Genomic DNA, 24,833 nt, shown 5'->3' with positions numbered 1-24,833 from the left:
GCCCCCGCCTTCACCGACGAGCCCCGCCTCACCTTGGCCAGCCCCTCCGACGTCCTCGCAGCCGTCCCCTACTTGGTGGGTTTCCACCCGAAGGCCTCCCTCGTGGTGATCGGCATCGACCACGGCGCGACCAAGGTCGTGGCCCGGTGGGGTCTCCCGCTGGAGTCCGGCACCCTCGACCCGCTGGCCCCCCTCTTGCAGCGGGAGAGCGTCACAGAGATCGTGATCATCGGCTACGGTCCCGGCGACGTGGTCACCCCGGCGGTCGACGAGGTCAGGCGGCTGGCTCCGCGGGCCGGCGTCCACGTGGGAGAGGCGCTCCGTGCCCATGAGGGCCGCTACTGGTCCTACATCTGCGACGTCCCCGGATGTTGTCCCGCGGAAGGCACCCCCTATGACCCGTCCACCAGCGAGATCGCCGCCGAGGCGACGGTCCGGGGCCTGGTGGCCCTGCCCGACCGCGAGGCGCTGGAGCGCACGCTGGCCCCTGTCACCGGCCCGGTGCGCATGGCGATGCACCGCGCCACGTCCCACGCGGTCGCGGAGGTCAGGGCCGGGCTCACCGCCACCCCAGACGTCGACGCCTACGCCCGGCAGTTCGTCTCGGAGGGCCTGGCCAGGGTTCGGTCGGCGGTGCGGACCCACGCCGGGGGCGGCCGCCTCGACGACGCCGAGGCCGCCAGGCTCGGCCTGGACCTGGCGATCATCCGCGTCCGCGACGAGGCATGGACCCTCATGGACGAATCCCACGCACCCCTGTGGAAAGATCTGACGCGCAGGCTGGAGCCGCGCTTCACGCCGCCGGCCGCCTCCCTCCTGGCCATGGCGTCCTGGCGAGGAGGAAACAACGTCCAGGCCACCATCGCACTCGAGCGCGCCCTGGCCGTCGACCCCGGCTACTCGATGGCCAACCTCCTCATGCACGCCCTGCAGAACCTGCTCTCCCCGAGCGTCCTCCGAAACCGTCTGCCCACCCCGGCCGAGCTCGACGCCGCCATGGGGCCCGTACACGCGGCGTGGCTGCTGCCCCTCGTCAACGTGCTCGACGACGAGGCCCCGCCCCCACCACGTGAATGATGCGCCCCCGCCGTTCGCCGCCTCGACGACAACGCACCGCCCCACCGTCGGCCGGCGCACCGCCGTCGACCACCGCCGTCAGCAGCGCCGCCGCCCGTGAGTGCCCTCTCGTCAACGGCGATGTACGCCCGGCGACCGTGTGCGGTGGCGCGGGCGGTCACCGGACGGGTGCCCATCGCACGTTCGCATGCCGTCACCGACCGCGGTTGCCGACATTCGGCATTCCGGACCGCGGCATCCCGGACTGCGGCATTTGACGCCGCCGCATCCGGCACCGTCACGACGAGGGGTGTGCTGAGAGATCTGCACATCCCAGACCAGCACGACCAGGCACGACAAGCACGACCAGTGCGGCAGTGGGCCAGCGCGGGCTGTGGCCGGTGGGAACGTAGAATCAGCGCTGTGACCTGCTCATCCACGTGAGAATGCCAGCATGTCTGGCCCTCAGCCGCTTGGCGAATCAGGGGAAAGGGGGAATTCCGGTTATTTCGGTTAGGGGGTGTCCTCCTCACGGCGGCGGCGCTCGTTGTAATCACGCATCCGCCGCGGATATCCAGTGAGCTGAACGTCGTACACCGGCAGGGCAAGATTTCGAGCGACCTTGCGAATGACTGCCGGTGAGCCGACTCTTCGCCTGGTCCACTCGCCGTCGTCGGCCACCGCCACAGCGGTCGTGTCGGTGGCGAAAGTCTCTGGCTCGACGTAGAACTCGACGCCACGCCGCGATCGGGCAAAGGCGATGAGCGCTTCGATGTCGGCGTCTGTCGCCTCACGGTCGAACTTTGCGACTTTGGGGCCGCGCAGCCGACGCAGGCCGTAGCGGTCGCGCCATCTCATGAATCCTTTTTATACGATCTGGAGGCTCCGCGTCGGGGATGATCTAGGGGACAGATCGGGGATTCTCCGGATAGCACCCTGGGCCTCGAGAACGCAGTATGGGGGGAGACCGTTCGATGCTCACCGAGGGAGAGGCATGGCCATGATGGCTGGGGTACCGACAACCCCTGGGCCGGGACAGGTGCCGCCAGCTCAACTGCGCGTCACCACCCAGGACCGAGAGCACGTGGTGGAGCACGTCAAGGCCGCCTACGCGGAGGGCCGCTTCGACAAGTTCGAGTTCGACGACCGGCTGGAGCGCGCGATGACGGCGCGCACGCACGGCGATCTGATGCCCATTATGACCGAGATCTACGGCACCCAGGTCGTGCCCAAGCTCGGTCCTCCTCCCGCGGCTGAGGTTCGCCACGAGCGTGCGCCGGAGAGCAACGAACGCCTCGGCGCGGCCATCGGCCACATGGTGCTGCTGCTCGGCGTACCGATCGTGGCCCCGCTGATCCTGCTGCTCACCGGGGGCAAGACCTCCCCCTACATCCGCCGCCAGGCGCTGGAGGCGCTCAACTTCCAGATCACGCTCGTAGGGGCGTCGATCTTGCTGCCCTTCACCATCATCGGCGTCGTGCTGGTGCCGATCATCTGGGTCGTGGCCGTGGTCCTCGCGATCGTCGGCGGCGTCTCGGCCCTGACGGAGGGCAACTTCCGTTACCCGATGACGCTCCGCCTGGTCAAGTGACACGACGTCTCGTCTCGCTTCTTCTGCGTGCGCCCCGCCGAGGCCCTGACCTCTGCGGGGCGCCTTGGCGTCCTCCCCGGCGTACACCCGTCGGAAGGCTTCCCGGCCGAGGCGCCGGCCGGCCGGGCCTGGGTCGGTCATCGCCCTGCCGCTGATCGGCTGTACCCAAGATCAGCGGGCCAGGACCTGATACCTGACCTTCATCACACCGGCACTGATGTTGCCGATGGCGGCGAAGGCGGCTCTGGACAGGTCGAGGCAGCGGCCGCCGATGTACGGACCGCGGTCGTTGATGCGGACCGTGACCGCCTCCCTATTGGCCGGGTTGATCACGCGGACCTTGCTGCCCAACGGGAGGGTCTTGTGCGCGGCGGTCATCGCCGAGGGATCGAAGCGCTCGCCGCTGGCCGTCATCTGAGGGTCGCCATAGTACGAAGCACCGCACTTACCGGACGACAACACGCGGAATGCGGGCTTCGAGGAGTGCGTCTTCGGCTTGGGAGTTCCGGGCTTGGCCGTCTCCTCTGATTCGATCTTCGCTCCCGACCCTCCGGCTTCAGCCTTCGCCCGGCGCTCCCGGGAGTCCGTCTTCGCGCCAGGGCTCGGGGTCGCCGTCACCGGCCCGGACCCCTGGGAGCCGGTGTCACCACCGGAATCAGGGGATGTTGTCGTCTCCGGGTGGGCCGCCGGGGTCGTGGAGGCGGGGGACGGGCGCGAGTTGTGCCGGCGGGCGGCTTCGTCCGGGGTGGTGGCCTGGCCGGGAGCGGTGCCCATCGTGCGCCGGTAGGAGTCGTCGTTGCCGAAGGCGGCCCAGGCGGTCGTCGAGGCGGCGCAGACGACGGCGGCGCCGGCTGCGACGGCGGTCCACCGCTTGGCGGGGGAGAGCTTGCGGTCATGTGGAGATGGCTTGCGGGAATGCTGGCCCAACGTCAACCACGGTCCTACTTAGGGGATAGGGCAGGGAAAGGCCGGGCCGAGAGGGGAACGAGGGCGTACGGCGGCCGATCCGCGGGCGGGCTGGTGGATCCCGCGCGATGAGGACGAACATATGCGACAAACGGCGAGTAAAGACAACTTAATGGGACATTAAGTGACTCATCTCACGGGCTCGTCCCAGCGGTGGCAGCCGGCCGAGGACCACGTCTTTCGTGACGCCGACCGCAACGAACGGGCCGGAAGGCCCTTCGACGCTTCCTGACGGTTGCCCTCACCCAGAGCGGATCACTACTCTGAAAGGAGCGTTGCGAGGGCGCTCCCAGTCCGCGGGCAGGGATTTTCCCACCTCGAGCAGCACGTCAACGCACTGGATAAGACCAACCTCTTTCCGGCCGGGCAAGCGGACCTCGGCGACGAAGGAGGTTGCGATGTCCGATCGTCATTTCGAGTTGCCGGCCCATCCGAATCTGGACTACTACCGCAAACAGGCCAAGCACCTGCATCACGCGTACGCGGCGGGCGATGCGGCAGCCGAAGCGCGGGTCGCCGACGTGCTGGGGGATCGGGCCGCCGAGCGGTTCCTGCTCAGCGACGCCCAGTTCGTGCTCGCTCAGGAACACGGGTTCCGGACCTGGGCCGAGTTTCGCGCCCACGTCGACAGCCGCAGCACCACCGAGGATCGGCCGGTCTCCCGCCTCATGGGGATCAGGCCGGGCATCTACGACTCGATGGCCGATGCCCTCTTCGCCGAGTTGCGCCGCGACGATCCCGGCGCGCTGCGACGGTTGCGGGCCTACGTGCCCCGGCACACCACCGCGACCTGCGCAACGACCGCAGAGCTTCGTGACGCGCGGTTGATCATCGCGCGGGAGCTCGGCTTCCCGACCTGGCGGGAGCTCGTGTCGTTCACCGAGAAATCCCGGCGCGACCTCGACGAACGCCGGGGGAAGCGGCGGCGGCTGCACCGTGAGGCCGAAGCCCTGCTGGCCGGCGACACCGATCGGCTGGCCGGTCTGACCGCCGAGCAGGCCGACACCCTGCTGCACATGCTCGCGTGCCCCGAGACGATCCCCGGTGTCCGGCTCGGGAAGGAGCTCGGCGTGCCCCGCCCCGCAGCCGATGTCCTGCTCGGCAAGGCCATCAACCTGGATCTCCCGCTCACCTGGGCGGCCCGTTCCAACCGGGTGGAGTACGTGCGCCTGCTGCTCGACGCCGGCGCCGACCCCGGCATCCGGAAATGGGGCATCACCCCGCTTGAGGACGCCATCTACCACGACAACACGGAGGTCGTCGACCTGCTTGCCGGGCACGGAATCGTCCCGAAGGCACTCTGGACGTATGCCGCCTGCGGCCGGCTGGATCTGGTGCGGGCCTGCTTCGACGCGGACGGCAGGCTGCGGGCGGGCGCCGCGTCGGCACGCCCCGACCTTGCCGACACCGGCGCAGGCTTTCCGTCTCGGCTGCCGGTGACCGATGATCCGGAGGAGATCGTGGGAGAGGCGTTCGTCCATGCCTGCCAGCACGGCCGGATCGAGGTCGTGCGCTGGTTCCTCGACCGTGGCGTCCATCCCGACGTCGCGCCCTACCTCGGGCGGACCGGCCTGCACTGGGCGATCCCGGGCGGTCGTCTCCACGTGATCCGCCTGCTCCTGGAGCGCGGTGCCGACCCCTCCATCCGCGACGATCTCCTCCAAGCCGACGCCGACGGCTGGCTGCACATCGTTTTCGCCGCTCGCCCGCACGATCCTGTGGCTCAGCAACTCCACGATCTGATCGAGACTCGATCGCGTTGAGCTGCCGCCGCGCGTCCGGACTGCTCCCGCGCGTCCGGTCGGGTCTGCGGTGTTCGGTCGGTCGGGTCTGCGCGCGTCCCGCGGCGCGGGCGGATCTTGGAGGTCTGTGCGCCGAGGGTCGCGACCGCGCCGACGCCTCGTCGGCCCGTCGCCGGTGGGTCGCGAGGCCGCGAAGATCACAACATCAGTGCGCGTACGGTCTCCACCGTGTCGGCGTCCTCGACCCGTTTGTCGGGGCGGTAGCGCAGGACGCGGGCGAAGCGGAGGGCCATGCCGCCCGGATAGCGGGGTGAACGCTGCACCCCGTCGAAGGCGATCTCGACGACCACCTCCGGTCGCACCCTGACCGTCCAGCCGTCGGTGGGGCCTTCGGCGAGCTCGAGAAAACGCTCGGTCTGCCAGGCGAGCAACTCGTCCGTCATGCCTTTGAAAGTCTTGCCGAGCATCACGAACCCGCCCTCGGGGTCTCTGGCCCCCAGGTGGAGATTGGACAGCTTGCCCTGGCGCCGCCCGTGGCCCCACTCGGCCGCCAGCACGACCAGGTCGAGCGTGTGCCGCGGCTTGACCTTGACCCAGCCGGCGCCACGGCGGCCCGCCGCGTAGGGGGAGGCCAGGGACTTGACTACCAGGCCCTCGTGACCGGCCTTCACCACGTCGGCGAAGAACTGCTCTGCCTCCGTCACCTCATCCGAGATCAGCCGCGGGGTCAGCAGACCCTGGGGGACCAGGCGGGCCAGCGCCTCCTGGCGCTGGGCGTAGGGCTGGTCGAGCAGATCGGCGCCGTCGACCCGCAGCGCGTCGAAGAAGAACACGCTGAGCGGCGTCCGCTCGCGCAGCCGTGCGACGTCGGTCTTGCTGGACACCCGGCTCGCCGTCACCTGGAACGGGTGCGGCCGCCCGTCGGGACGCAGGGCGATCACCTCGCCGTCGAGCACCAGATCTTCCGCGGGCATCGCGAGCACGGCCTCGACCAGCTCGGGAACCTGCGGCGTGATGTCGTCGAGTGTGCGGGTGAAGACCTTGACCTCCGAGCCCGCGCGGTGGGTCTGCACGCGGACCCCGTCGAGCTTCCACTCCAGCGCCGCGGGCGTGCCCGCCTTCTCCAGAGCGGCCGCCACGTTGGGCGCGCTGCCCGCCAGCATGGGCGAGACCGCCCGCCCCACCTCCAGCCGGAACGCGTGCAACGCCGCCACCCCGCCGGCCAGCGCGGCAGCCCCGACGGCGGGCAGCGACCCGCGCAGCGTGAGCGCGCGGCGCACATCGCTCGAAGGAGCGCCCGACGCCTTGGCCACCGCCTCGATCATCACGCCGTCGAGCGCGCCCTGCCGCAGCTCTCCGTGGAGCAGCCGGCGCATGAACTGCTGCTCCTGGCTGGTCAGCCCCGCGAACAGCTCGGCCACCAGCGTCTTGCGCGCCACTTGCGAGCCCTGCCCGGACACCGCCTTGATCGTGCTCAGCAATGCGTCGACGGCGGTCAGCGTGGCGGTGGCGGCCAGTTTGGGCTGGGGGAGATCCTCCAGCGTGCGCCAGCCGACGCCCACTTGCCGCTGGGGCAGCTCGCCTGAGAGATAGGAGATCGCGATCTCCGCTTCGTCGGGGCCGACCCGGCCCAGCAGCTCCGCCAGATGACCGATCTTGCCCAGCCTGGCGGACGTGCGCGTCACCGCCTCGGACACCCGGACCACGTCGATCAGAAGCACACGTTCATGGTGCCTCACGTGGCCGACAATTCCGTCCACCGGACTCAAGGATTCTCAGTGATTCGCCTGGTGCACGCCCAACCTGAGCGCGTGAGAACGGCTGCGCCGGGTGCCGGACCGGAGGTGGCTTTCGCGCCGGGCCCGAAGGGCGGCTCCGCTGGTGGTGCTGGAAGGTCGCCTTCGGGACCGGCTTCGACCGGGTGGCCCTGGCAGGCTCTCCCGGAAGGAGGGAGACGCTAGCTGACGCCGAGCAGGTCGACGACGAAGATGAGCGTCTCGTTCGGCTTGATGCGGGCGCCCGCGCCGCGGCTGCCGTAGCCGAGGTGCGGCGGGATGACCAGCTTGCGCCGGCCGCCGACCTTCATGCCCGCGACGCCCTGGTCCCAGCCGGCGATGACCCGCCCTCCGCCGAGGGGGAACTCGAACGCCTCGCCGCGGTTCCACGACGCGTCGAACTCCTCCCCGGTCGAGAACGCGACGCCCACGTAGTGGACGCGTACGTTGTGGCCGGGCTTGGCCTCCTGGCCGTCGCCGACGGTCAGGTCGACGATCTCCAGGTCGGCGGGCGGGTTGCCCCCGGGGAAGTCGATCTCGGGCTTCTCGAGTGCCACGAAGTGCTCCTGTTGACGATGAGAACTGACCCGACGACTCTATGCGCTCGCGATATGGCCGTCGTTCGTTGACTCCTCCGTTTCCCGACGGGAGCGGCCTGCCGGCGAGCCGCTCCCGCGACCCGGACGCGGCAAGCGCCGTGCCGGGCCTCCTCGCCGTCCGCCCGCACGGTCACCAGCTCTGGTGCAGGGGCATGCCCTCCGCGTAGCCGGACGCGCTCTGGACGCCGACGACCGCCTGCCGGTGGAATTCCTCCAGGTTGGCGGCCCCCGCGTACGTGCACGACGAGCGCAGCCCGGCCACGATGGCGTCGACCTGGTCCTCCACGCTGGGCCGTTTCGGATCGAGGTACATCCTGGACGTCGAGATGCCCTCCTCGAACACGGACTTCCTGGCCCGCTCGAACGCCGAGTCGTCGGCCGTCCTGAGCCGCACGGCCCGCGCGGAAGCCATGCCGAAGTTCTCCTTGTACTTGCGCCCGTTGGCGTCCGTACGGGTGTCTCCTGGCGACTCGTACGTGCCCGCGAACCAGGACCCGATCATCACGTTGGAGGCGCCGGCGGCCAGTGCCAGGGCCACGTCGCGCGGGTGCCGCACGCCGCCGTCGGCCCAGGCGTGCCGCCCCAGCCGCCGGGCCTCGGCCGCGCACTCGACGACGGCCGAGAACTGCGGCCGGCCGACCCCGGTCATCATCCGCGTGGTGCACATGGCGCCGGGGCCCACCCCGACCTTGACGATGTCGGCCCCGGCGGCGACCAGATCGTGTACTCCTTCGGCGGTCACCACGTTGCCGGCGGCGACGGGGACGGGGGCGTCGAGCGCCTTGACGGCGCGCAGCGCGGAGATCATCTTGTCCTGGTGGCCGTGGGCGGTGTCCACGACCAGGCAGTCGATCCCGGCGTCGAGCAGTTCCCGGGCCCTGGCGGCCACGTCGCCGTTCACGCCGACGGCGGCCGCGATGCGCAGGCGGCCCTGGGAGTCGACGGCGGGCTGGTAGAGGGTGGCGCGTAGCGCGCCCATGCGGGTGAGGATGCCGACCAGCCGCCCGCCGGCGTCGACGATGGGCGCCAGCCGGTGGCGGCCCTCGTGCAGCCGGTCGAAGGCCGTGCGCGGGTCGAGCCCGGAGGGCAGCGTCAGCAGCTCGCTCGACATGACCTCGGAGAGCTGGGTGTACATGTCCACGCCCTCGCAGTCGGCCTCGGTCACGACGCCGACGGGCTGGTTGTCCCAGTCGACCACGATGACGGCGTTGTGCGCCCGCTTGGGCAGCAGGTGCAGCGCCTCGCCGACCGTGTCGTGCGGGGTGAGGGTGAGCGGCGTGTCGTGCACGAGGTCGCGCTTCTTGACCCAGTCGACCACGTTCGCCACGACGTCCAGCGGGATGTCCTGTGGGATCACGGTGATGCCGCCGCGCCGCGCCACGGTCTCGGCCATGCGCCGGCCGGCGACCGCGGTCATGTTGGCCACGACGAGGGGGATGGTGGTGCCGGTGCCGTCGTTGGACGAGAGGTCGACCGTGAGCCGCGAGTCGATCGACGACCGCGACGGGACCATGAACACGTCGCTGTAGGTCAGATCGTACGGAGGCTCGAGGTCGTTGAGAAACTTCACGTTCATCCATCTTATGTGGTGACAAGGTGTGCCAAGGGTTTCCCCCTTTCTCAGGGGCTTATGATCGGCCGGGACACTTTTGGGGGAGGGAGGGCCTGTGGACGTCATCGAACGGACCGAGCTGACCGTGGTCGGCTTCGCCGTACGTACCACGAACGCCGACGAGAAGGATCCGGCGCGCGCCAAACTGCCCACGCTCTGGAAGCGGGCGGGCGCGCCGGGGGCTTTCGCGCACGTGCCGGGACGCGTGGACGAGAACCTCTACGCCGTACTGACGGACTACGAGAGCGACCACAACGGGGCTTTCACGCAGATCGTCGGCATCGGCGTGCGCACCGTGCCGCGGTTGCCCGAGGGCATGGTGGCCGTCCGGGTGCCGGCGGCCAAGTCGCTGAAGCTGGAGGCCCGCGGTCCGATGCCGCAGACGCTCGTGGAGGCTTGGCAGCAGGTGTGGCAGCTCACCGAGTCGGGCGGTTCGCCGGCGCGCGCGTTCACCACGGATCTGGAGGTGCACCACCGCGACGGCGCCGACCTGTTCATCGCGCTCTAGCGAGGGCCGGGCGCGGGGATCAGAGGCCGAGCGCGGCGGCCGCCGCATGGACGGCCGTCGGCTTGACCTCCTCGATCGGCAGGCCGGCGTATTCGACCGTGCAGTCGGACATCCCGCCGAGCGCGACCGTGGCCCGGATGCGTTGCTCCTGCGTGACGTCCGCGCCGAGCAGCAGGCCGACGAGCCGGCGCCGCCAGTCGAACAAGCGGTCGGTCAGGTCGAGCTGGCCCAGCGTGGCCAGGTCGTTGAGCACCATGACGAACACCTGGCGGTGCCGCCAGATCATCTCGAAGTAGTCTTCCAGCAGCTCGCGCGGGTCGCCGGGCCCCCGTGCCGTCACGAACCTGTCGTGGTCGTCGATCAGCGGCTGGACGATGCTGCGCACGAGGTCCTCGCGCGAGGCGAAGTGGTAATAGAGCGCGGGCTTGGTGATGCCCAGCCGGTCTGAGATCTGGCGCAGGCTGGTGTTGCGCACGCCCTGCTCGGCGAACAGTTCGCGGGCGACCGCCTGGATGCGGGCCTTGGTGTCACTGGGCATGGGCCAAGACTATCCCTTACCTATCGTTAAGTAAGGAGCTGTGCTAGCGTCGTGCTTACCATCCGTTAAGTAAGGAGAGTGTGCGGTGCGAATCCTCATCTCGGGCGCGAGCGTGGCGGGCCCGGCGCTGGCGTACTGGCTCGGCAGGTACGGCTTCGAGGTCACCGTCGTGGAACGCGCTCCCGCGCTGCGGAAGACGGGTGGCCACGCCATCGACCTGTTCAGGCCCGCGATGGACATCGTCGAGCAGATGGGCGTGCTGGAGCAGGTCCTGGCCAAGAGGACCGGCACGGATCGGCTCAGGATGTACAGGGAGGGGCATGCGCGCCCCGTGGACGTGGAGGTGCGCCGCCTCATGTCGGCGGTCTCCGACCGGCACGTCGAGATCATGCGCGACGACCTGAGCGAGATCTTCTACGACGCCACCCGGCACGACGCCGGCTACGTCTTCGGCGACTCCATCGCCTCGATCTCCGACGGCGGGGAGGTGGTCTTCGACAGCGGCAGGACGGGCGCGTACGACCTGGTGATCGGCGCCGACGGCCTGCACTCGAACGTGCGCCGCCTGGTCTTCGGCCCGGAGTCGCGCTTCACCTCGTGGATCGGTGCCTACCTGGCCGTCGCCTCGGTGCCCAACTACTTGGGGCTCGACGGGCGGATGGAGGGCGTCACAGGGGTCGGCAGGATGGCCGCCATGTACGGCGCGGCGCACCTGGCCGACGCGCGGGCGGTGTTCCTGTTCAGGACCCCGGAGCCGCTCGACTACCACCACAGGGACGTCGCCCGCCAGAAGGAGTGGCTGCGCGAGCACTTCGCCGATGCGGGCTGGGAGGTGCCGCGGCTCATGGAGGAGCTGGACCGTACGCCGGCCTTCTATTTCGACTCGATCACCCAGCTCCGCCTGGACCCCTGGTCGCGGGGCCGGGTGACGCTGGTCGGCGACGCCGGCTACTGCCCGGGACCGGCCGTCGGGGGCAGCACGAGCCTGGCGGTCGTGGGGGCGTACATCCTGGCTGGCGAGCTGGCCGCCCACGGCGGCGACCACACGCGGGCCCTTCCCGCCTGCGAGGCGGAGATCGGCGAGTACGTACGCCGAAGCCGGGCCTTCGCCATCGCCGCGGCCAAGCGCCTGGTGCCCGGCAGCCGGTTCGAGTTGTGGGCGCTGGTCCAGGGCGCACGGCTGATCAATCACCTGCCGGCGGCCGTGACCAGGACGGCGAGCAAGATCGGCGCCGCCAAGGGGGTGCGCCTGCACGACTCGATCACGCTGAAGGACTATTCGGCCCACACCGTGGCGAGGGCACGCTAGGAGAGCACTCCTTGGGCGCGCAGCTTCTCCGCCTCCTCCGGCGACAGGCCCCAGCCCGACAGGTCGGCCTGTCGGGTGGCGGGTGACAGGTCCTGGGCGGGCACGCCCAGCAGGCGGGGCGCGGGCACGGGATGGGTCACACCGCCGACCTCGACGAACGCGCCTCTGGCGACGTTGTGCGGGTGCGCGGCGGCCTCCGCCATCGACAACACGGGGGAGACGCACGCGTCCGAACCCTCGAAGAGGGCCTCCCACTCGGCCCGCGTCCGTGTCCTGAACTCCGCCGCCAGGCGGGCCTTCAGCACCGGCCACTGCGACCTGTCGTTCCTGTCGGGCAGGCCGGTCAGGCCCATCAGGGTCACCATGGCCTCCCAGAACTGCGGCTCCAGCGCCCCCACCGCGACGTACTCGCCGTCGGCCGTCTCGTAGGTGTCGTACTGCGGGGCTCCGGTGTCCAGGAGGTTCGTGCCGCGCGGCCCCCAATGACCGCTCTGCACGGCCTGGTAGAACATCGAGAACAGGATCGCCGCGCCGTCGGCCATGGCCGCGTCGATCACCCTGCCCCTGCCGGTGCGCTCCCGTTCGAACAGGGCGAGCAGCACGCCGTACGCGAGCATGAGCCCGCCGCCGGCGAAGTCGCCGAGGATGTTGATCGGCGGTGTCGGCTTGTCACCTTCGCGGCCCAGCATCGACAGGACGCCGGAGACGGCGACGTAGTCGATGTCGTGCCCGGCCGTGGAGGCGAGCGGCCCGTCCTGCCCCCAGCCGGTCATCCGGCCGTAGATCAGCCGCTCGTTCACGGCGTGCAGGTCGTCCGGCCCGATGCCGAGCCGCTCGGCCACCCCGGGCCGGAACACCTCGATCACCACGTCGGCGTGCCGGGCCAGCTCCTTGAACGCCGACACGCCCTCCGGGGCTTTCAGGTCCAGCCCGATCGTGCGCTTGCCGCGGTCCATGACGTCGGCGCGCGGCCGGTCGGAAACCGCCTTGACACGGTCCACACGCAGGACTTCCGCGCCGTGATCGGCTAGCATCATCCCGGCGAACGGCCCTGGAGCGAGTCCGGCGAGTTCCAGCACGTGCACTCCGGCCAGCGGGCCACGGCGATCATCAGGCATGTACGTCTCCTCGGTGTGAGCCCAGCTCCAGTAGAACAACCTTCGGTCGCCTGTGGCAAGCCGCCCATCCTAGCTCCGCGACCTTCGCGACCTTCCCGCGAAGTTGGGGGAGGTATGGGAAACTTGCCCACTGTTCGGATGGTCTACAGGCAACCGCGTACGGCGGTTGTCTGCAGAAGGCGTACGCGCCTCCACGGACTGCCGCGTCCAGCGGTCGTCCCGTGGCAGGCGCTCGCCGCTACAGGGGTAGGACATGGTTTCGGAGAGCAACCGCCTCATCGCAGGGCGCTACCAGTTGCTGCGCGAACTGGGCCGCGGGGGGATGGGCGTGGTCTGGGAAGGCCGCGACACCTTGCTCAATCGGCAGGTGGCCATCAAGGAATTGCTGCTGCCCGAGGGCTTCTCGCCCACCGACCAGGAGCGGCAGCTCCTGCGTACGGCCCGCGAGGCGCGCACCGCGGCCCAGCTCAACCATCCGTCCGTGGTCGCGATCTATGACGTGGCCGAGGACGGTGGCCGGCCGTGGATCGTGATGGAGCTGGTGCGACATCCGTCGATCGAGGAGGTCGTGCTCACCACCGGCGCCCTGCCCGTACGAGATGCGGCGGGTGTGGGCCGGCAGGTGTTGTCGGCGCTGAAGGCCGCGCACGAGGCCGGCATCCTGCACCGCGACGTCAAACCCAGCAACATCCTGCTGGCCGACGACGGCCGCGCCGTGCTCACCGACTTCGGCATCGCCACGGCCGAGGGCGACGCGTCGCTCACCCAGACCGGCATGGTCACCGGCTCGCCGAGCTTCCTCGCGCCGGAACGGGTCCGCGCCGCCGACGCCGGGCCCGCCTCCGACCTGTGGTCGCTGGGAGCCACGCTGTACGCCTGCATGGTGGGGCGCTCGCCGTTCGAGCGCGGGGACCCCATGGCGACGCTCAACGCGCTGCTCAACGAGGAGCCCGACTACCGCAGGATCCCGCCGACCCTGCACGAGGTGCTGCGCGGCCTGCTGCAGAAGGAGCCCGAGGACCGGATCGACGCGGAGGAGGCCGACCGGCTGTTCGCGGCCATCATCGCGAATCGGCCCTCGCAGGACGACCACCACGTCGAGGAGAGGAAGCCGGGCAGGCGGCGCGGCCGGGCCCTGCTCGCGGCCGGCGCCGCGGCGGTGCTGGTCATCGCGGGCGGCACGGTCGCGTACCTCGAGTTCGCCGCACCGGCGGAGGGCACGCCGCGCACCACCGCACGCCCGGCCGCGGCGAGCAGCCCGCTCACGCCGGTCGCCACGGCGACACAGCCGAGCGCCTCGCCGACGCCCACGCCGAGCCTGACCAGGGCCGTCCCGATCGTGCGGGCGTGGAAGTCGCGGGACGGCTGGTCGATCATGCGGCCGACGGGCTGGCGGGGCGCGCTCGCCGAGGCGTACACCGAATGGACCCGCAAGGACAGGAGCGCGCACCTCGGGGTCGAGGCCGTCTACGCCAAGCTGGACCCGCACCAGATCATCCGCGACTCCGAGGAGACGTTCAAGCAGAACGCCGTCAACGTCGTCAACCGCGATCTCAGGAGCGTCACCCACCAGGGCGCCAAAGCCGTGGAGTGGGAGTTCTCCTGGACGGCCGGCGAGGCGGGCGACGCTCGCTGGGTGCGGCCGGGGGTCCGCTACCGCGAGGTGCGCAGGGCGGTCGCGATCGGCGACACCGCCTACATCCTGTCCTGGACGGTCGCCGAGGGGCAGTGGCGCCGCAACAGGGAGCTGATGCGGCAGGTGATCAGCAGCTTTACCGTAGGCGCATGAAACCCTGGAATCTGCTCGCGCTGCCGCCGCTCCCCGAAGAGGTGATGCGCCGCCTGCTCGCGCCGCTCGGCGACCGGGTGACCGTGCGTGTTCCCGCGGCCCGCGACCGCGACGCGCTCCTGGCGGCGCTCCCGGAGACGGAGATCGTGCTCGGCGACTGGACGGGCACGCTCGCGCTGGACGGCGAGGCGGTCAGGGCCGCGCCCCGGCTGGCGTTCGTGCAGCAGCCGTCCGTGGGCGTCGACGGTCACGACCTCGACGCCCTGGCCGCGGCCGGGGTGCCCCTGGCCAACACGCCCGGCGTCAGCGCCGTCGCGGTGGCGGAGTGGTGCCTGGCCGCCACGCTGTCGTTGTCGCGCAAGCTGGCCGCCGCCGACGCGGCCGTGCGCGCGGGCGAGTGGCCCCAGCAGGGCCTGCAGCCCTGCGAACTGCGCGGCCGCCGCGTCGGCGTGGTCGGCTACGGACCGATCGGCGCGGAGTGCGCCAAGCTGTTCCGCGCGCTCGGCTGCGAGGTGTCCTACTGGACCCGCACGCCGCGTCCCGACCCCGGCTTCGAGGCCCTGGACCCGCTCGTGGCCGCCGGCGACGTCGTGGTCGTCGTCATCGCGCTGTCGGACGAGACCCGCGGCCTCATCGACCCGGCACGCATGAAGCAGGGCGCCCTGCTGATCAACGCGGCCAGGGGCGGAGTCGTGGACCAGGGCTCGCTCGCCGAGGCGCTGCGCTCCGGGCACCTGGGCGGAGCGGCACTCGACGTTTTCGACGTGGAGCCCCTGCCCCCCGGCGACCCGCTGCGCGACCTGCCGAACGTGCTGCTCTCCCCGCACGTCGCGGGCGTCACTCCTGAGGCCACCGGCCGCCTGCTCACGGCCACTCTGGACAACCTGTCGGCGGCGGTCGAGGGCAGGAAGGTGGGCTCCGTGCTGAACGGTGTCGGATCGATGATCTCCAGAAAGTTTACGTAATCGCCTACCACGCAGGCGATTCACCTGGCACGATAAACAGTTTTCGTGTCTTTAACGACCCCGGTCTGGTTCGGGCCGCCCGCGAGAGATAACGTCTTACGGGCGATCTCTACCGGCTCAAGGGGGTGCTTCCGTGACGACGACGATGTCGACACACCAGCGGGCAGTAGAGCAGATCCGGCGGTCCTACGCCGAGATCCCGGGCGGCGCCGCGCCCCGGCTGGCCAAATCGACGTCCAATCTCTTCAGGTTCCGCGACCAGGGCCGCACGGCCAAGCTCTCGGCCCGCGATCTCGACGAGGTCATCAGCGTCGACCCGGAGGCCATGACGGCCGAGGTCCAGGGCATGACCACGTACGAAAACCTGGTCGACGCCACGCTGCCGCACGGGCTCATGCCCTACGTCGTCCCGCAGCTCAAGACCATCACGCTGGGCGGCGCCGTGACCGGGCTCGGCATCGAGTCCACCAGCTTCCGCGACGGCCTGCCGCACGAATCGGTCGAGGAGCTCGAAATCCTCACCGGTGACGGGCGCGTCGTCGTGGCCCGCGAGGACAACGAACACCGCGAGCTCTTCCGCGCGTTCCCCAACTCCTACGGCACGCTGGGCTACGCGCTGCGCATCCGGATCAAGCTCCGCAAGGTGCAGCCGTACGTGCATCTCACGCACGTCAGGTTCACCGACGCGGGCAAGTGCATGCTGGCCATGCAGGAGATCTGCGACAGCAGGGTCCACGACGGCGAGAACGTCGACTTCGTGGACGGCGTCTTCTTCACGCCGGGGGAGATGTACCTGACGCTCGGCCGGTTCGCCGATCGTGCCCCCTACGTGTCCGACTACACCGGGATGCGCATCTACTACCAGTCGATCCAGCAGCGCAGCCGCGACTGGCTGACCGTCCGCGACTACCTGTGGCGCTGGGACACCGACTGGTTCTGGTGCTCCCGGGCCTTCGGCGTGCAGCAGCCGATGATCCGCTCGCTCATGCCGCGCCGCTACATGCGCTCCGACGTCTACCGCAAGCTGGTGGCGCTCGACCGGAAATACGGCCTGACCGCCCGCGTCGACCGGTGGCGCGACCAGCCCGTGCAGGAGTCCGTGATCCAGGACGTCGAGGTCCCGGTCGAGCGCGGCGCCGAGTTCCTTGACTTCTTCCACGACAAGGTGGGCATGACACCTGTGTGGATGTGCCCGCTCCGGGCCGGCTCGCGCTGGCCGCTCTATCCGCTGGAGCCGGGCAAGCTGTACGTCAACTTCGGATTCTGGGGCATGGTGCCGCTGCCACGGGGGCAGTTCGACGGCTACTACAACCGGCTCATCGAGCGGTCGGTCCACGAGCTCGACGGGCACAAGTCGCTCTACTCGACCTCCTATTACGCCCCGGAGCAGTTCTGGCAGCTGTACAACGGCGAGGCCTACCGGCCGGTCAAGCGGGAATACGACCCGAACGGTCGCCTGCTGGACCTGTACGAAAAGTGTGTACGGGGAAGGTGAAACACGGATGGCGCTGGCAACCATCTTCGAGAAGATCGTCGGCACTGACGCGAATGTCGCGTTCACGGCCTACGACGGGAGCAAAGCCGGGCCGGACGGGGCCGACCTGGCCATCGAGGTGAGGTCCCCGATCGCGGTGGCCTACCTCGCCCAGGCCCCCGGAGAGCTGGGCCTGGCCCGGGCGTTCGTCTCCGGGCACATCGACGTGCAGGGAGACCTCTACACCCTGCTCGACCGCATGTGGAACATCACCACCAACGACCTCACGACGTCGGAGAAGCTCGCGGCCGTCCGGGCCCTCGGCATGAAGCCGCTGCTCATGCGCGTGCCGCCGCCCCCGCAGGAGATGCGCCAGAGCGCCCTTGCCAGGCTCGGATCCCGCCACGCCAAGCAGCGCGACGCCGAGGCCATCCACCACCACTACGACGTCTCCAACCGCTTCTACGCGTGGGTGCTGGGCCCGTCCATGGCCTACACGTGCGCCGTCTTCCCCTCCGAGGACTCCACGCTCGAAGAGGCCCAGTTCGCCAAGTTCGACCTGGTGGCCCGCAAGCTCGGGCTGGAGCCGGGGATGCGCCTGCTCGACGTGGGCTGCGGCTGGGGCGGCATGGTCATCCACGCCGCCCAGCACTACGGCGTCAAGGCCCTGGGCGTGACGCTGAGCAGGCAGCAGGCGGAGTGGGGGCAGAAGGCCATCGCCGACGCCGGCCTCGAGGACCTGGCGGAGATCCGCTTCATGGACTACCGCGACGTCCGGGAGACCGGCTTCGACGCGGTCAGCTCGATCGGCCTGACGGAGCACATCGGCAAGGCCAACCTGCAGGCCTACTTCTCCTTCCTGAACGGGAAGCTGAAGCCCGGCGGGCGCCTGCTCAACCACTGCATCACCCGGCCGACCGGCAAGGAGAAGACCTTCAACAAGGGCGGCTTCATCAACCGCTACGTCTTCCCCGACGGCGAGCTGGAGTCGGTGGGCCTGCTGATCAGGCAGATGGAGGACCTCGGCTTCGAGATCCGCCATGAGGAGAACCTCAGGGAGCACTACGCGAAGACCCTGCGGCACTGGTGCGACAACCTCGACGCCAACTGGGACGACGCCGTCCAGGAGGTCGGCATGGGCACGGCCCGGGTGTGGGCGCTCTACATGGCGGGCTGCATCGTGGGCTTCGAGCGCAACAAGGTGCAGCTCCACCAGGTGCTGGGCGTCAAACTCGACCGGAACGGCCGGTCGGGGGTGCCGCTGCGGCCGGCGGTCGACTGGCCGTGACGGCCCGCGCGGGAGGGCCGGCCGGTCCTCCCGCGTGACGGGTTGCGTCAGTCGTACGGATCGTGGTCGCGGCGCTCGTAGCCGCGCTGCTCGTAACCCTGCCGCTCGTAGCGGGGCTGCGCGTGGCGGGGCTGCTCGTAGTGCGGCCGGTCGTATCCGCGGGGCTGGTCGTAGCCGCGCGGATCGTAGCCCCGAGGCTGCTCGTACGGGTGAGGCTCGGGGTCCGGCGCCTCCTCCAGGGCCGTGCGCCCGATCGACGTCAGCAGCGAGGCGATGGCGATGCCGATGACGAGGTTGATGGCGGCCGTGGCGATCTGCTCCAGGAGATCGGCGGAATGCATGAACGGCAGGATCGTGATGATGACGGCGAAGAGCCCGGCGATCCAGCCGAAGAACTTGGCCGGCTCAGGCGTGGAGAGCATGAGGACGAAGAGCAGCAGCGTGGCCACGAGCGCGGCCGCGGCGGCCGAGATCGCGTAGCCCGTGGTCGCCGCGCTGCCGTAGACGGGATCGCCGTCGGGGGCGATCACGCGGATGCCGAGCAGGCTCTTGCTGATCATCACGCCGACCACCGCGATCAGCGCGGCCACGACGGCTGCGGCGACCCCTCCTCCCCACACGCGCGCCGGGTTGACCCGTGGTCTGGCCGATCCAGGGCGGCGATCATAGCGATCATGCGAGGGGTATGACATGGGCTCACCTTTGTCACGGATGCCGATCGAGCACTTCGGAAACCTTACACGCGCCGTCAAGAGCCGCACGGGGGGCCGGCCCACCCGAGCTGGAGGGTGGACCGGCGGGCTAGCCCTGCTTCTTCGCGTGCTTTCCCCGGCTGGTGCGCTGTTCGTCCTGGCCGGAGTCCTCCTGGGGCTCCTGCGGATCTTCCTCGGGGTTGCGGGGCTTCGCGTGCCTGCCCACGTGCTCTCCTTGCCTGATCGCTCCTTTACGTGGCCGGATGGCTACCTACTGTAGGGAATCGTTGGGGTGCGGGTAAAGCCGCTCTTCCGTCAGGAGGTCGTGCAGGCGGCGCCGTTGAGGGTGAAGGAGCCCGGCTCGGCGGTGTCGCCGTCGTGGGTGGCCTGGAAGCCGAACGACGCCGACGCGCCCGGGGCGATCGTGCCGTTGTAGGGGGCGTTCGTGGCCGTGACCTGGCCGCCGGTCGGCGAGACGGTGGCGTTCCACGCGGAGGTGACCCTCTGTCTTGAGGGGAGGGTGAAGGCGAGGGCCCACGAGCCGACCTGGGACGAGCCCGTGTTGGTGATCGTTACGGCCGCCGTGAAGCCGGTGTTCCAGCTGTTCATGGTGTACGTGACCCGGCAGGCGCCCGGCGGGTCCGGCGTGACGGTCGGCGAGGTGGTCGGGCCGCCGCCGTCCGGCAGGCCGAAGAAGTCGATGACCGCGGCGGCCATCCCGCTCTGGGGCAGGCTGTGGCCGAAGCCCTGGATGCTGATCGCCTCGACGGGCGTGGTGGTCCCGGTGCCGCCGTACCTGGTCCTTGTCCAGGTGGGCTGCGGCCGGTCGGTGAGGCTGGGCGTCTGGCTCAGGCCGTGGGCGTCGGTCCACTGCTTGATCTGCTCCTGGAAGTTCGGATAGCGCAGCGTGCCGTCCTCGGTGCCGTGCCAGATCTGCATGCGCGGCCTGGGGCCGCCGTAGCCGGGATGGGCGGCGCGCACCAGGTCGCCCCACTGCTGCGGCGTCCTGCTGATCTGCCCATTGGCGCAGGAGCTGTTCCAGCTGGAGCCGTCGGTGGTGGCGAAGCAGCCGAACGGCACCCCCATGAACGCCGCCCCGGCCTTGAACACGTCGGGGTAGTCGCCGAGCAGGACGTTGGTCATCATGCCGGACGACGCCCCGGTGACGTAGGCACGGTCGGGGTCGGCGCCGTGGCGCTCCTGGACGTACCTGACCATGGAGACGATCCCGACGGGGTCGCTGCCTCCGTCGTGCCGCAGCGCCTGCGGCGAGGAGACGTCGAAGCAGGAGCCGCTCCTGGTCGCCGACGGGTAGATGACCACGAACTTGTGCCGGTCGGCCAGCGAGGCGAACTCCGTGCCGGAGTGGAAGGCGGGGCCGGACCCGGTGCAGTAGTGCACGGCCACCAGGATCGCCGGGCGGGCGGGCACGCCGTCGGGGACGTACAGGTGCATGCGCAGGTTGCTGGGGTTGGCGCCGAAGCCGGTCACCTCCGTCAGCTGGGCCGAGGACGCCGGGGCCGCCGTGATCAGGCCGGCGATGACGAGGGCCGCGGCGGCCGTCACGGCGCCTGCTATTCCTGCTATCGACCTATGCGACCGGCACGCGCTGAGCTGCCAGGAAGGCCTGGAGAGAGCGCCGCCGGGCTGAAACTTTCGGCTCGCCGTCAGGAGGTCGCGCGCAACTCCGCGAGGGTCTCGGCCAGCGACGTCCAGGCCTGCTCGGCGTCCGGCGTGCGCCCGTGCGGCGAGCGCAGCCACTCCACGAACTCGGCCACGTCGTCGAGCGCCCACCGCAGCCGGTAGAACGCCAGAGCCCGCGGCTCGGGCGTGCGGCCCGTGGCCTCGGCGTACCGGGCGAGGTCGCCCGGCTCCTCGGCGACCAGCCACAGGTCGCGCTCGGGCGGAGCCAGGCCGACCGTGTCCCAGTCGACCAGGGACCACTGGCCGTCCGCGCGCAGCAGGTTGCCCGGATGCGGCTCGCCATGGGTCACCACCGGCTCCCCGAGCGTGCCCGCCGTCCGCGCGAGCTCCGCGAGCTCCGTCAGCCTCCGGCGCAGCGTGCCCGCATACTCCGCGATCAGCTCCCTGGCGGGCTCAGAGAACGGGCCACCGAGCCAGGGACGGTCCGGCTCGCCCAGGCACAGCTCCAGGACGGACCGGCCGGCCAGCTCCGGCGGGCCCGGCGGGGTCGGCAGCGGAGGAGGCGTCGCGTGCAGCTCGGCCAGCAGGTCGATGACGGTGCCGCGATCGGAGGCCGTCAGCTCGTCGCCGAAGTGCCCGGCGGCGCCGTCGGCGTACGGGAAGACGCTCATGGCGTAGCGGTGCCGGTCGAGCCGCCGCAACGTCGTGCCGTCGGAGGAGCGTAGCGGGGCCACCACGAAACCGAGGCCCGCCTCCTCCCGCAGGGCCGCCGCCGTGTCCATGGCCAGCCCCAGCCCGTCGAACGTCCGGCGCCGTACGTCGGCGACCGTGACGAACCACCGCCGCCCGCCCCCGTCGCCCGCGACCCAGTGATAGTCGCCGAACCCGACGGGCGCGTAGTCGAGCGTGGTGGCCCGCACGCCCCACGCGCGCAGCGCGGGACGCAGCAGCCCTTCGTCGAAGTCATCCGGCCGATCGCGCACGCAAACCACGCTATCGGTACGAACCAGGCGATTTCCCGCCAATAAGCCAGTCGATGGCGGCGACGACGTCCGTGACGACATGGTCGGCTCCGGCCCCGGACGGCTCCGCCCCCGTGCCACCCGTGCCCCGGTGGACCCAGATCGTCCGCAGGCCCGCGTCCCGCCCGCCGCCGACGTCGTTCGTGAGATCGTCGCCCACCATCCACCCGCCGGCGCCCGGGGACGCCCCGCATCTCCGGGCGCCGATCTCGAACAGCCGCACGTCGGGCTTGCTCACGCCCTCCGCGCCCGAGACCGCCCACCCGTCGAGCCGGGAGGCCAGCCCCGACCGTTCGAGCTTGCCCGTCTGGTTGTCGGCCATCCCGTTCGTCACGACGCCCACCGCCCAGCCGGCCGCCCGCAGCCGGTCGAGCCCTGCCAGCACCTCCGTCCGGCACGACACCAGATGCGGCAGCCGTGCCCGGTAGGCCCGCCACAGCTCCCCGGCCGGCTCGGGCAGCCGGAAGCGTTCGCGTACGAGCTCGAAGAACGTCTCCCTCGGCGCGGAGCCGTCCGCGTCCAGCTCCACCATCCAGGACGCCGCGGCTTCGCCCAACTCTCGCTCGGAGGAGAACTCGGCGGTCCACCGCCGGAACGCGTCCAGCCGGTCGACCAACGTGTTGTCCAGGTCGAAGAGCGCCAGCATCGGGTCCTCCTTGTCATGACGGGGACGAGGGCCGCCTCACGGCAGGGGCACCGCGCCGGCGACGAACGCGGCCCGCTCCTCGACCGGCGCCCTGGGCAGCGCCACCACGTCGTACCCGTGGTCGGCGTAGGCCCGCACGATCGCCTCATAGGTCCGCTCGGCCTCCTCGAGGCTCTGCTTGCGCTCGCTGTCCTGCTCGTAGATCTCGGGCCACGGCGGGGCGGCGAACACACGCCGGTGGTAGCGGAACGTCTCGGCAGCGGTGAGCAGGTGGCGCGGCACCGGACGCCCCAGCATCCGCAGGTAGCCGATGGTGTCGACCAGCCCCCGGTCGAACACCACCGGTCCCGGCCCCGCGGCCGTGCGGTACGACCGCAGGTCCCACGACACCATCAGCTCCGCGAACAACTCCGGATCCACCCAGGGCAGCGCGCGGCCGGAGATCGCCACCTGGTCCTGGATGATCGCCCGCCCGGCCTCCTCCCGCGTGGCGAACCCCTGGGCGCCCAGGTGCTCGACCAGCGTGCTCTTCCCTGAGCCTGGTCCTCCGGTGATGATGATGTAGTGCTCGTGGCAGCCGGGCATGCGGCAGCGTTCCTCTTCTCTCGGTGGTGACAGGAATGCCGCCGATCAGGGCCGGGCGCGGAGGGCACGTGCCCGGCACGTCGCTCCTAGCGCAGCTCCCGCTTGAGGATCTTGCCCGTGGCCGTCATCGGCAGCGAGTCGCGGAACTCGATGATGCGCGGATATTTGTAGGCCGCCATGTTCCCCTTGCACCAGGCGATCAGCTCGTCCTCCGTGATCGTGGCGCCGGGCGTGCGGATGATGTACGCCTTGATCTCCTCGCCGTGGGAGTCGTGGGCGACCCCGACCACGGCGGCGAGGGAGACGGCCTCGTGGGTGATCAGCACCTCTTCGAGCTCGCGCGGGTAGACGTTGAACCCGCCCCTGATGATCATGTCCTTGGAGCGGTCGATGATGGAATAGTAGCCGTCGGCGTCACGGGTCGCGATGTCGCCCGTCTTGAACCAGCCGTCGCGCATGACCTCCGCGGTCGCCTCGGGGCGGCCGTAATAGCCCTTCATGATGTTGTGGCCGCGGATGGCGATCTCGCCGGGGCCCTCCCCTTCGACGGTCTTCCAGTCGCCGTCGACCAGCTTCATCTCCACGCCCCAGATCGGCGTGCCCACGGTTCCCGGCTTGGCGGGCCGGCCGGGCTGGTTGAAGCTGGCCACCGGCGAGGTCTCCGACAGCCCGTACCCCTCCAGGATGCCGACCCCGAACGTCTGCTCGAAGTCCTTGAGGACCTCGACCGGCGAGGAGGCGCCGCCCGCCACGGCCACGCGCAGGGAGCGCGGCACCTCCACGCCGTCGGCGTGGATCTTGGTGAGCAGGCCCCAGTACATCGTGGGCACCCCGGCGAAGAACGTGACGTTCTCCTTCGTCATGAGCGCGAGCGCCTCGCCGGGGTCGAAGCGCGGCATCAGCACGATCGCCGAGCCGCGCAGGAAACCCGTGTTCATGACGACGGTCTGGCCGAAGGAGTGGAAGAGCGGCAGCACCGCCAGGTAGACGTCGCCGCCCTCGCTGTCGGGGAACATCGTGTCGCTGACCATGGCGTTCATCAGCATGTTCTGGTGGCTGAGCTCGGCGCCCTTCGGCTGGCCCGTGGTGCCCGAGGTGTAGAGGATCACCGCGGTGTCGTCGGCCGCGGTCTGCACGGTCGCGAACTCGCTCGCCATCCCGCCGAGCGCGGCCCAGATCGACTCGCCGTGCTCCGACTCGGTCGCCAGCGGAGTGGCGGGGAGGACGAAGAAGTGCTCGCAGCCGGCGGCCGCCTCGAACCCGGCCTTCCCGCGCTCACCCAGCGGCAGCTCGGGCGTTCCCTCGAAGCAGAACAGGGCCTTGGCGTCGCTGTCGTCGAGGTGGTAGGCGATCTCGCGGGACTGCAGCAGCACGTTGAGCGGCACCACCGTGGCGCCTGCCTTCAGGATGCCGAAGTAGACGAACGGGAAGTACGGCAGGTTCGGGCACGCCAGCGCGACCTTGTCGCCCTTGCCGATCCCGCGTGACACCAGCAGGTTGGCCACCTGGTTGGCGACAGTGTCGATCATGGAGTACGGCAGCCGCATGTCGCCGAAGACGATCGCGGTGCCGTCGGGGGTGTTCCTGGCGCTGTCCTCCAGGACGACCGACAGATTGAGCATGACGCCTTCCTCCCTCTCAGCAGGCTTCGGCGCCATCTTCGCAGGGGCAACATACCGGCCGGTAGGGCAAAATCGCGATTTCTCTCGCTGCGACGCTCCGGACACGGCCCGCCGCAGGTCTCGGGGCCACCTCGGCATATGGACGTGCCCCTGCGCCTGGAGTAAGCAAGGATCAAACACTCCCCAAGGAGGGTCATGGAGTACGACTATGTGATCGTCGGGGCGGGGTCGGCGGGCTGCGTGCTGGCCGGCCGGCTCTCGGAGGATCCGGGTGTGTCGGTGGCACTGATCG

General features: G+C 70.3%; 23 protein-coding genes. 10 read left to right on the top strand and 13 right to left on the bottom strand.

The annotated features are described in order from the left end of the window. Positions 1-1,077 (top strand): DUF4192 domain-containing protein (locus E1294_RS40095; RefSeq protein ID WP_342775135.1); only part of this gene is annotated, 1,077 nt, incomplete at its 5' end. A gap of 492 nt (positions 1,078-1,569) precedes the next feature. Here E1294_RS40095 and E1294_RS40090 read toward each other — a convergent pair. After that, a complete protein-coding gene (locus E1294_RS40090; RefSeq protein ID WP_132516187.1) occupies positions 1,570-1,914 on the bottom strand; it encodes a hypothetical protein in 345 nt (114 codons plus the stop codon). Positions 1,915-2,095: 181 nt separating this feature from the next. Here E1294_RS40090 and E1294_RS40085 point away from each other — a divergent pair, with 181 nt between their 5' ends. Beyond that, complete coding sequence (locus E1294_RS40085) at positions 2,096-2,647, top strand: DUF1707 and DUF4870 domain-containing protein (protein WP_246083640.1); 552 nt, start codon at positions 2,096-2,098, stop codon at positions 2,645-2,647. 171 nt (positions 2,648-2,818) lie between these two features. On the opposite strand, the gene E1294_RS56540 is transcribed toward E1294_RS40085, so the two are convergent. Then, on the bottom strand, positions 2,819-3,580 hold the full coding sequence (locus E1294_RS56540; RefSeq protein ID WP_246083639.1) for a septal ring lytic transglycosylase RlpA family protein: 762 nt from the start codon (positions 3,578-3,580) through the stop codon (positions 2,819-2,821). Between the two features lie 431 nt (positions 3,581-4,011). Here E1294_RS56540 and E1294_RS40075 point away from each other — a divergent pair, with 431 nt between their 5' ends. Further along, positions 4,012-5,376, top strand: a complete 1,365-nt coding sequence (locus tag E1294_RS40075) for an ankyrin repeat domain-containing protein (RefSeq protein ID WP_132516186.1) — start codon at positions 4,012-4,014, stop codon at positions 5,374-5,376. Between the two features lie 176 nt (positions 5,377-5,552). On the opposite strand, the gene E1294_RS40070 is transcribed toward E1294_RS40075, so the two are convergent. The 3 genes from E1294_RS40070 to E1294_RS40060 all read right to left on the bottom strand — a co-directional run bounded on the left by E1294_RS40070 (position 5,553) and on the right by E1294_RS40060 (position 9,299). Then, a complete protein-coding gene (locus tag E1294_RS40070; RefSeq protein ID WP_132516185.1) occupies positions 5,553-7,076 on the bottom strand; it encodes an ATP-dependent DNA ligase in 1,524 nt (507 codons plus the stop codon). Positions 7,077-7,312: 236 nt separating this feature from the next. Beyond that, positions 7,313-7,687 (bottom strand): FKBP-type peptidyl-prolyl cis-trans isomerase, encoded by a 375-nt coding sequence (locus E1294_RS40065; RefSeq protein ID WP_132516184.1) that lies wholly within the window; start codon positions 7,685-7,687, stop codon positions 7,313-7,315. A gap of 172 nt (positions 7,688-7,859) precedes the next feature. Next, a complete protein-coding gene (locus E1294_RS40060; protein ID WP_181958632.1) occupies positions 7,860-9,299 on the bottom strand; it encodes a GuaB1 family IMP dehydrogenase-related protein in 1,440 nt (479 codons plus the stop codon). 97 nt (positions 9,300-9,396) lie between these two features. On the opposite strand from E1294_RS40060, the gene E1294_RS40055 reads away from it, so the two are divergent. Continuing rightward, positions 9,397-9,849: a GyrI-like domain-containing protein gene (locus E1294_RS40055; protein WP_132516182.1), complete on the top strand. Its 453-nt coding sequence runs from the start codon at positions 9,397-9,399 to the stop codon at positions 9,847-9,849. A 19-nt stretch (positions 9,850-9,868) separates the two neighbouring features. Here the strand turns inward: E1294_RS40055 and E1294_RS40050 are convergent, their stop codons facing one another. After that, positions 9,869-10,387 (bottom strand): TetR/AcrR family transcriptional regulator, encoded by a 519-nt coding sequence (locus E1294_RS40050; RefSeq protein WP_132516181.1) that lies wholly within the window; start codon positions 10,385-10,387, stop codon positions 9,869-9,871. A gap of 85 nt (positions 10,388-10,472) precedes the next feature. On the opposite strand from E1294_RS40050, the gene E1294_RS40045 reads away from it, so the two are divergent. Then, positions 10,473-11,696 carry an FAD-dependent monooxygenase gene (locus E1294_RS40045; RefSeq protein ID WP_132516180.1) on the top strand — a complete coding sequence of 408 codons (1,224 nt, stop codon included), beginning with the start codon at positions 10,473-10,475 and terminating at the stop codon, positions 11,694-11,696. On the opposite strand, the gene E1294_RS40040 is transcribed toward E1294_RS40045, so the two are convergent. Continuing rightward, the gene (locus E1294_RS40040) at positions 11,693-12,814 is read right to left on the bottom strand and encodes a CaiB/BaiF CoA transferase family protein (RefSeq protein WP_165977734.1); all 1,122 of its coding nucleotides are present in this window, start codon (positions 12,812-12,814) and stop codon (positions 11,693-11,695) included. The genes E1294_RS40045 and E1294_RS40040 overlap by 4 nt on opposite strands. Before the next feature lie 253 nt (positions 12,815-13,067). Here E1294_RS40040 and E1294_RS55000 point away from each other — a divergent pair, with 253 nt between their 5' ends. The 4 genes from E1294_RS55000 (at position 13,068) to E1294_RS40020 (ending at position 18,330) form a co-directional block, all read left to right on the top strand. Next, positions 13,068-14,603 carry a serine/threonine-protein kinase gene (locus E1294_RS55000; protein ID WP_220448199.1) on the top strand — a complete coding sequence of 512 codons (1,536 nt, stop codon included), beginning with the start codon at positions 13,068-13,070 and terminating at the stop codon, positions 14,601-14,603. Beyond that, complete coding sequence (locus E1294_RS40030; RefSeq protein WP_132516179.1) at positions 14,600-15,568, top strand: NAD(P)-dependent oxidoreductase; 969 nt, start codon at positions 14,600-14,602, stop codon at positions 15,566-15,568. The genes E1294_RS55000 and E1294_RS40030 overlap by 4 nt, the downstream gene beginning before the upstream one ends. Before the next feature lie 145 nt (positions 15,569-15,713). Continuing rightward, on the top strand, positions 15,714-17,063 hold the full coding sequence (locus tag E1294_RS40025) for an FAD-binding oxidoreductase (protein WP_132516190.1): 1,350 nt from the start codon (positions 15,714-15,716) through the stop codon (positions 17,061-17,063). 7 nt (positions 17,064-17,070) lie between these two features. After that, positions 17,071-18,330 carry an SAM-dependent methyltransferase gene (locus E1294_RS40020; protein ID WP_132516178.1) on the top strand — a complete coding sequence of 420 codons (1,260 nt, stop codon included), beginning with the start codon at positions 17,071-17,073 and terminating at the stop codon, positions 18,328-18,330. Between the two features lie 47 nt (positions 18,331-18,377). Here E1294_RS40020 and E1294_RS40015 read toward each other — a convergent pair whose 3' ends face one another. The 6 genes from E1294_RS40015 to E1294_RS39990 all read right to left on the bottom strand — a co-directional run bounded on the left by E1294_RS40015 (position 18,378) and on the right by E1294_RS39990 (position 24,541). Next, positions 18,378-19,022, bottom strand: coding sequence for a DUF6069 family protein (locus E1294_RS40015; RefSeq protein ID WP_132516177.1), 645 nt, complete (start codon positions 19,020-19,022; stop codon positions 18,378-18,380). A 315-nt stretch (positions 19,023-19,337) separates the two neighbouring features. Continuing rightward, positions 19,338-20,588: an extracellular catalytic domain type 1 short-chain-length polyhydroxyalkanoate depolymerase gene (locus E1294_RS40010; RefSeq protein ID WP_246083638.1), complete on the bottom strand. Its 1,251-nt coding sequence runs from the start codon at positions 20,586-20,588 to the stop codon at positions 19,338-19,340. Between the two features lie 101 nt (positions 20,589-20,689). Then, on the bottom strand, positions 20,690-21,649 hold the full coding sequence (locus E1294_RS40005; RefSeq protein WP_220448198.1) for a phosphotransferase: 960 nt from the start codon (positions 21,647-21,649) through the stop codon (positions 20,690-20,692). Positions 21,650-21,659: 10 nt separating this feature from the next. Further along, complete coding sequence (locus E1294_RS40000) at positions 21,660-22,334, bottom strand: HAD family hydrolase (RefSeq protein WP_132516176.1); 675 nt, start codon at positions 22,332-22,334, stop codon at positions 21,660-21,662. A gap of 36 nt (positions 22,335-22,370) precedes the next feature. Then, the gene (locus E1294_RS39995) at positions 22,371-22,919 is read right to left on the bottom strand and encodes an AAA family ATPase (RefSeq protein ID WP_132516175.1); all 549 of its coding nucleotides are present in this window, start codon (positions 22,917-22,919) and stop codon (positions 22,371-22,373) included. A gap of 86 nt (positions 22,920-23,005) precedes the next feature. Beyond that, entirely contained in the window at positions 23,006-24,541 is a 1,536-nt protein-coding gene (locus tag E1294_RS39990) for a long-chain-fatty-acid--CoA ligase (RefSeq protein WP_132516174.1), read from the bottom strand. Between the two features lie 195 nt (positions 24,542-24,736). Here E1294_RS39990 and E1294_RS39985 point away from each other — a divergent pair. Beyond that, positions 24,737-24,833, top strand: a 97-nt coding sequence (locus tag E1294_RS39985; protein WP_132516173.1) for a GMC family oxidoreductase N-terminal domain-containing protein, incomplete at its 3' end; no start/stop codon positions are given.

Origin of the sequence: Nonomuraea diastatica (assembly GCF_004349015.1) — a bacterium.
Classification (GTDB): Bacteria; Actinomycetota; Actinomycetes; order Streptosporangiales; family Streptosporangiaceae; genus Nonomuraea; species Nonomuraea diastatica.
The sequence above is the reverse complement of the archived record's forward strand: the minus strand, read 5'-3'. Positions and strand labels throughout refer to the sequence as shown.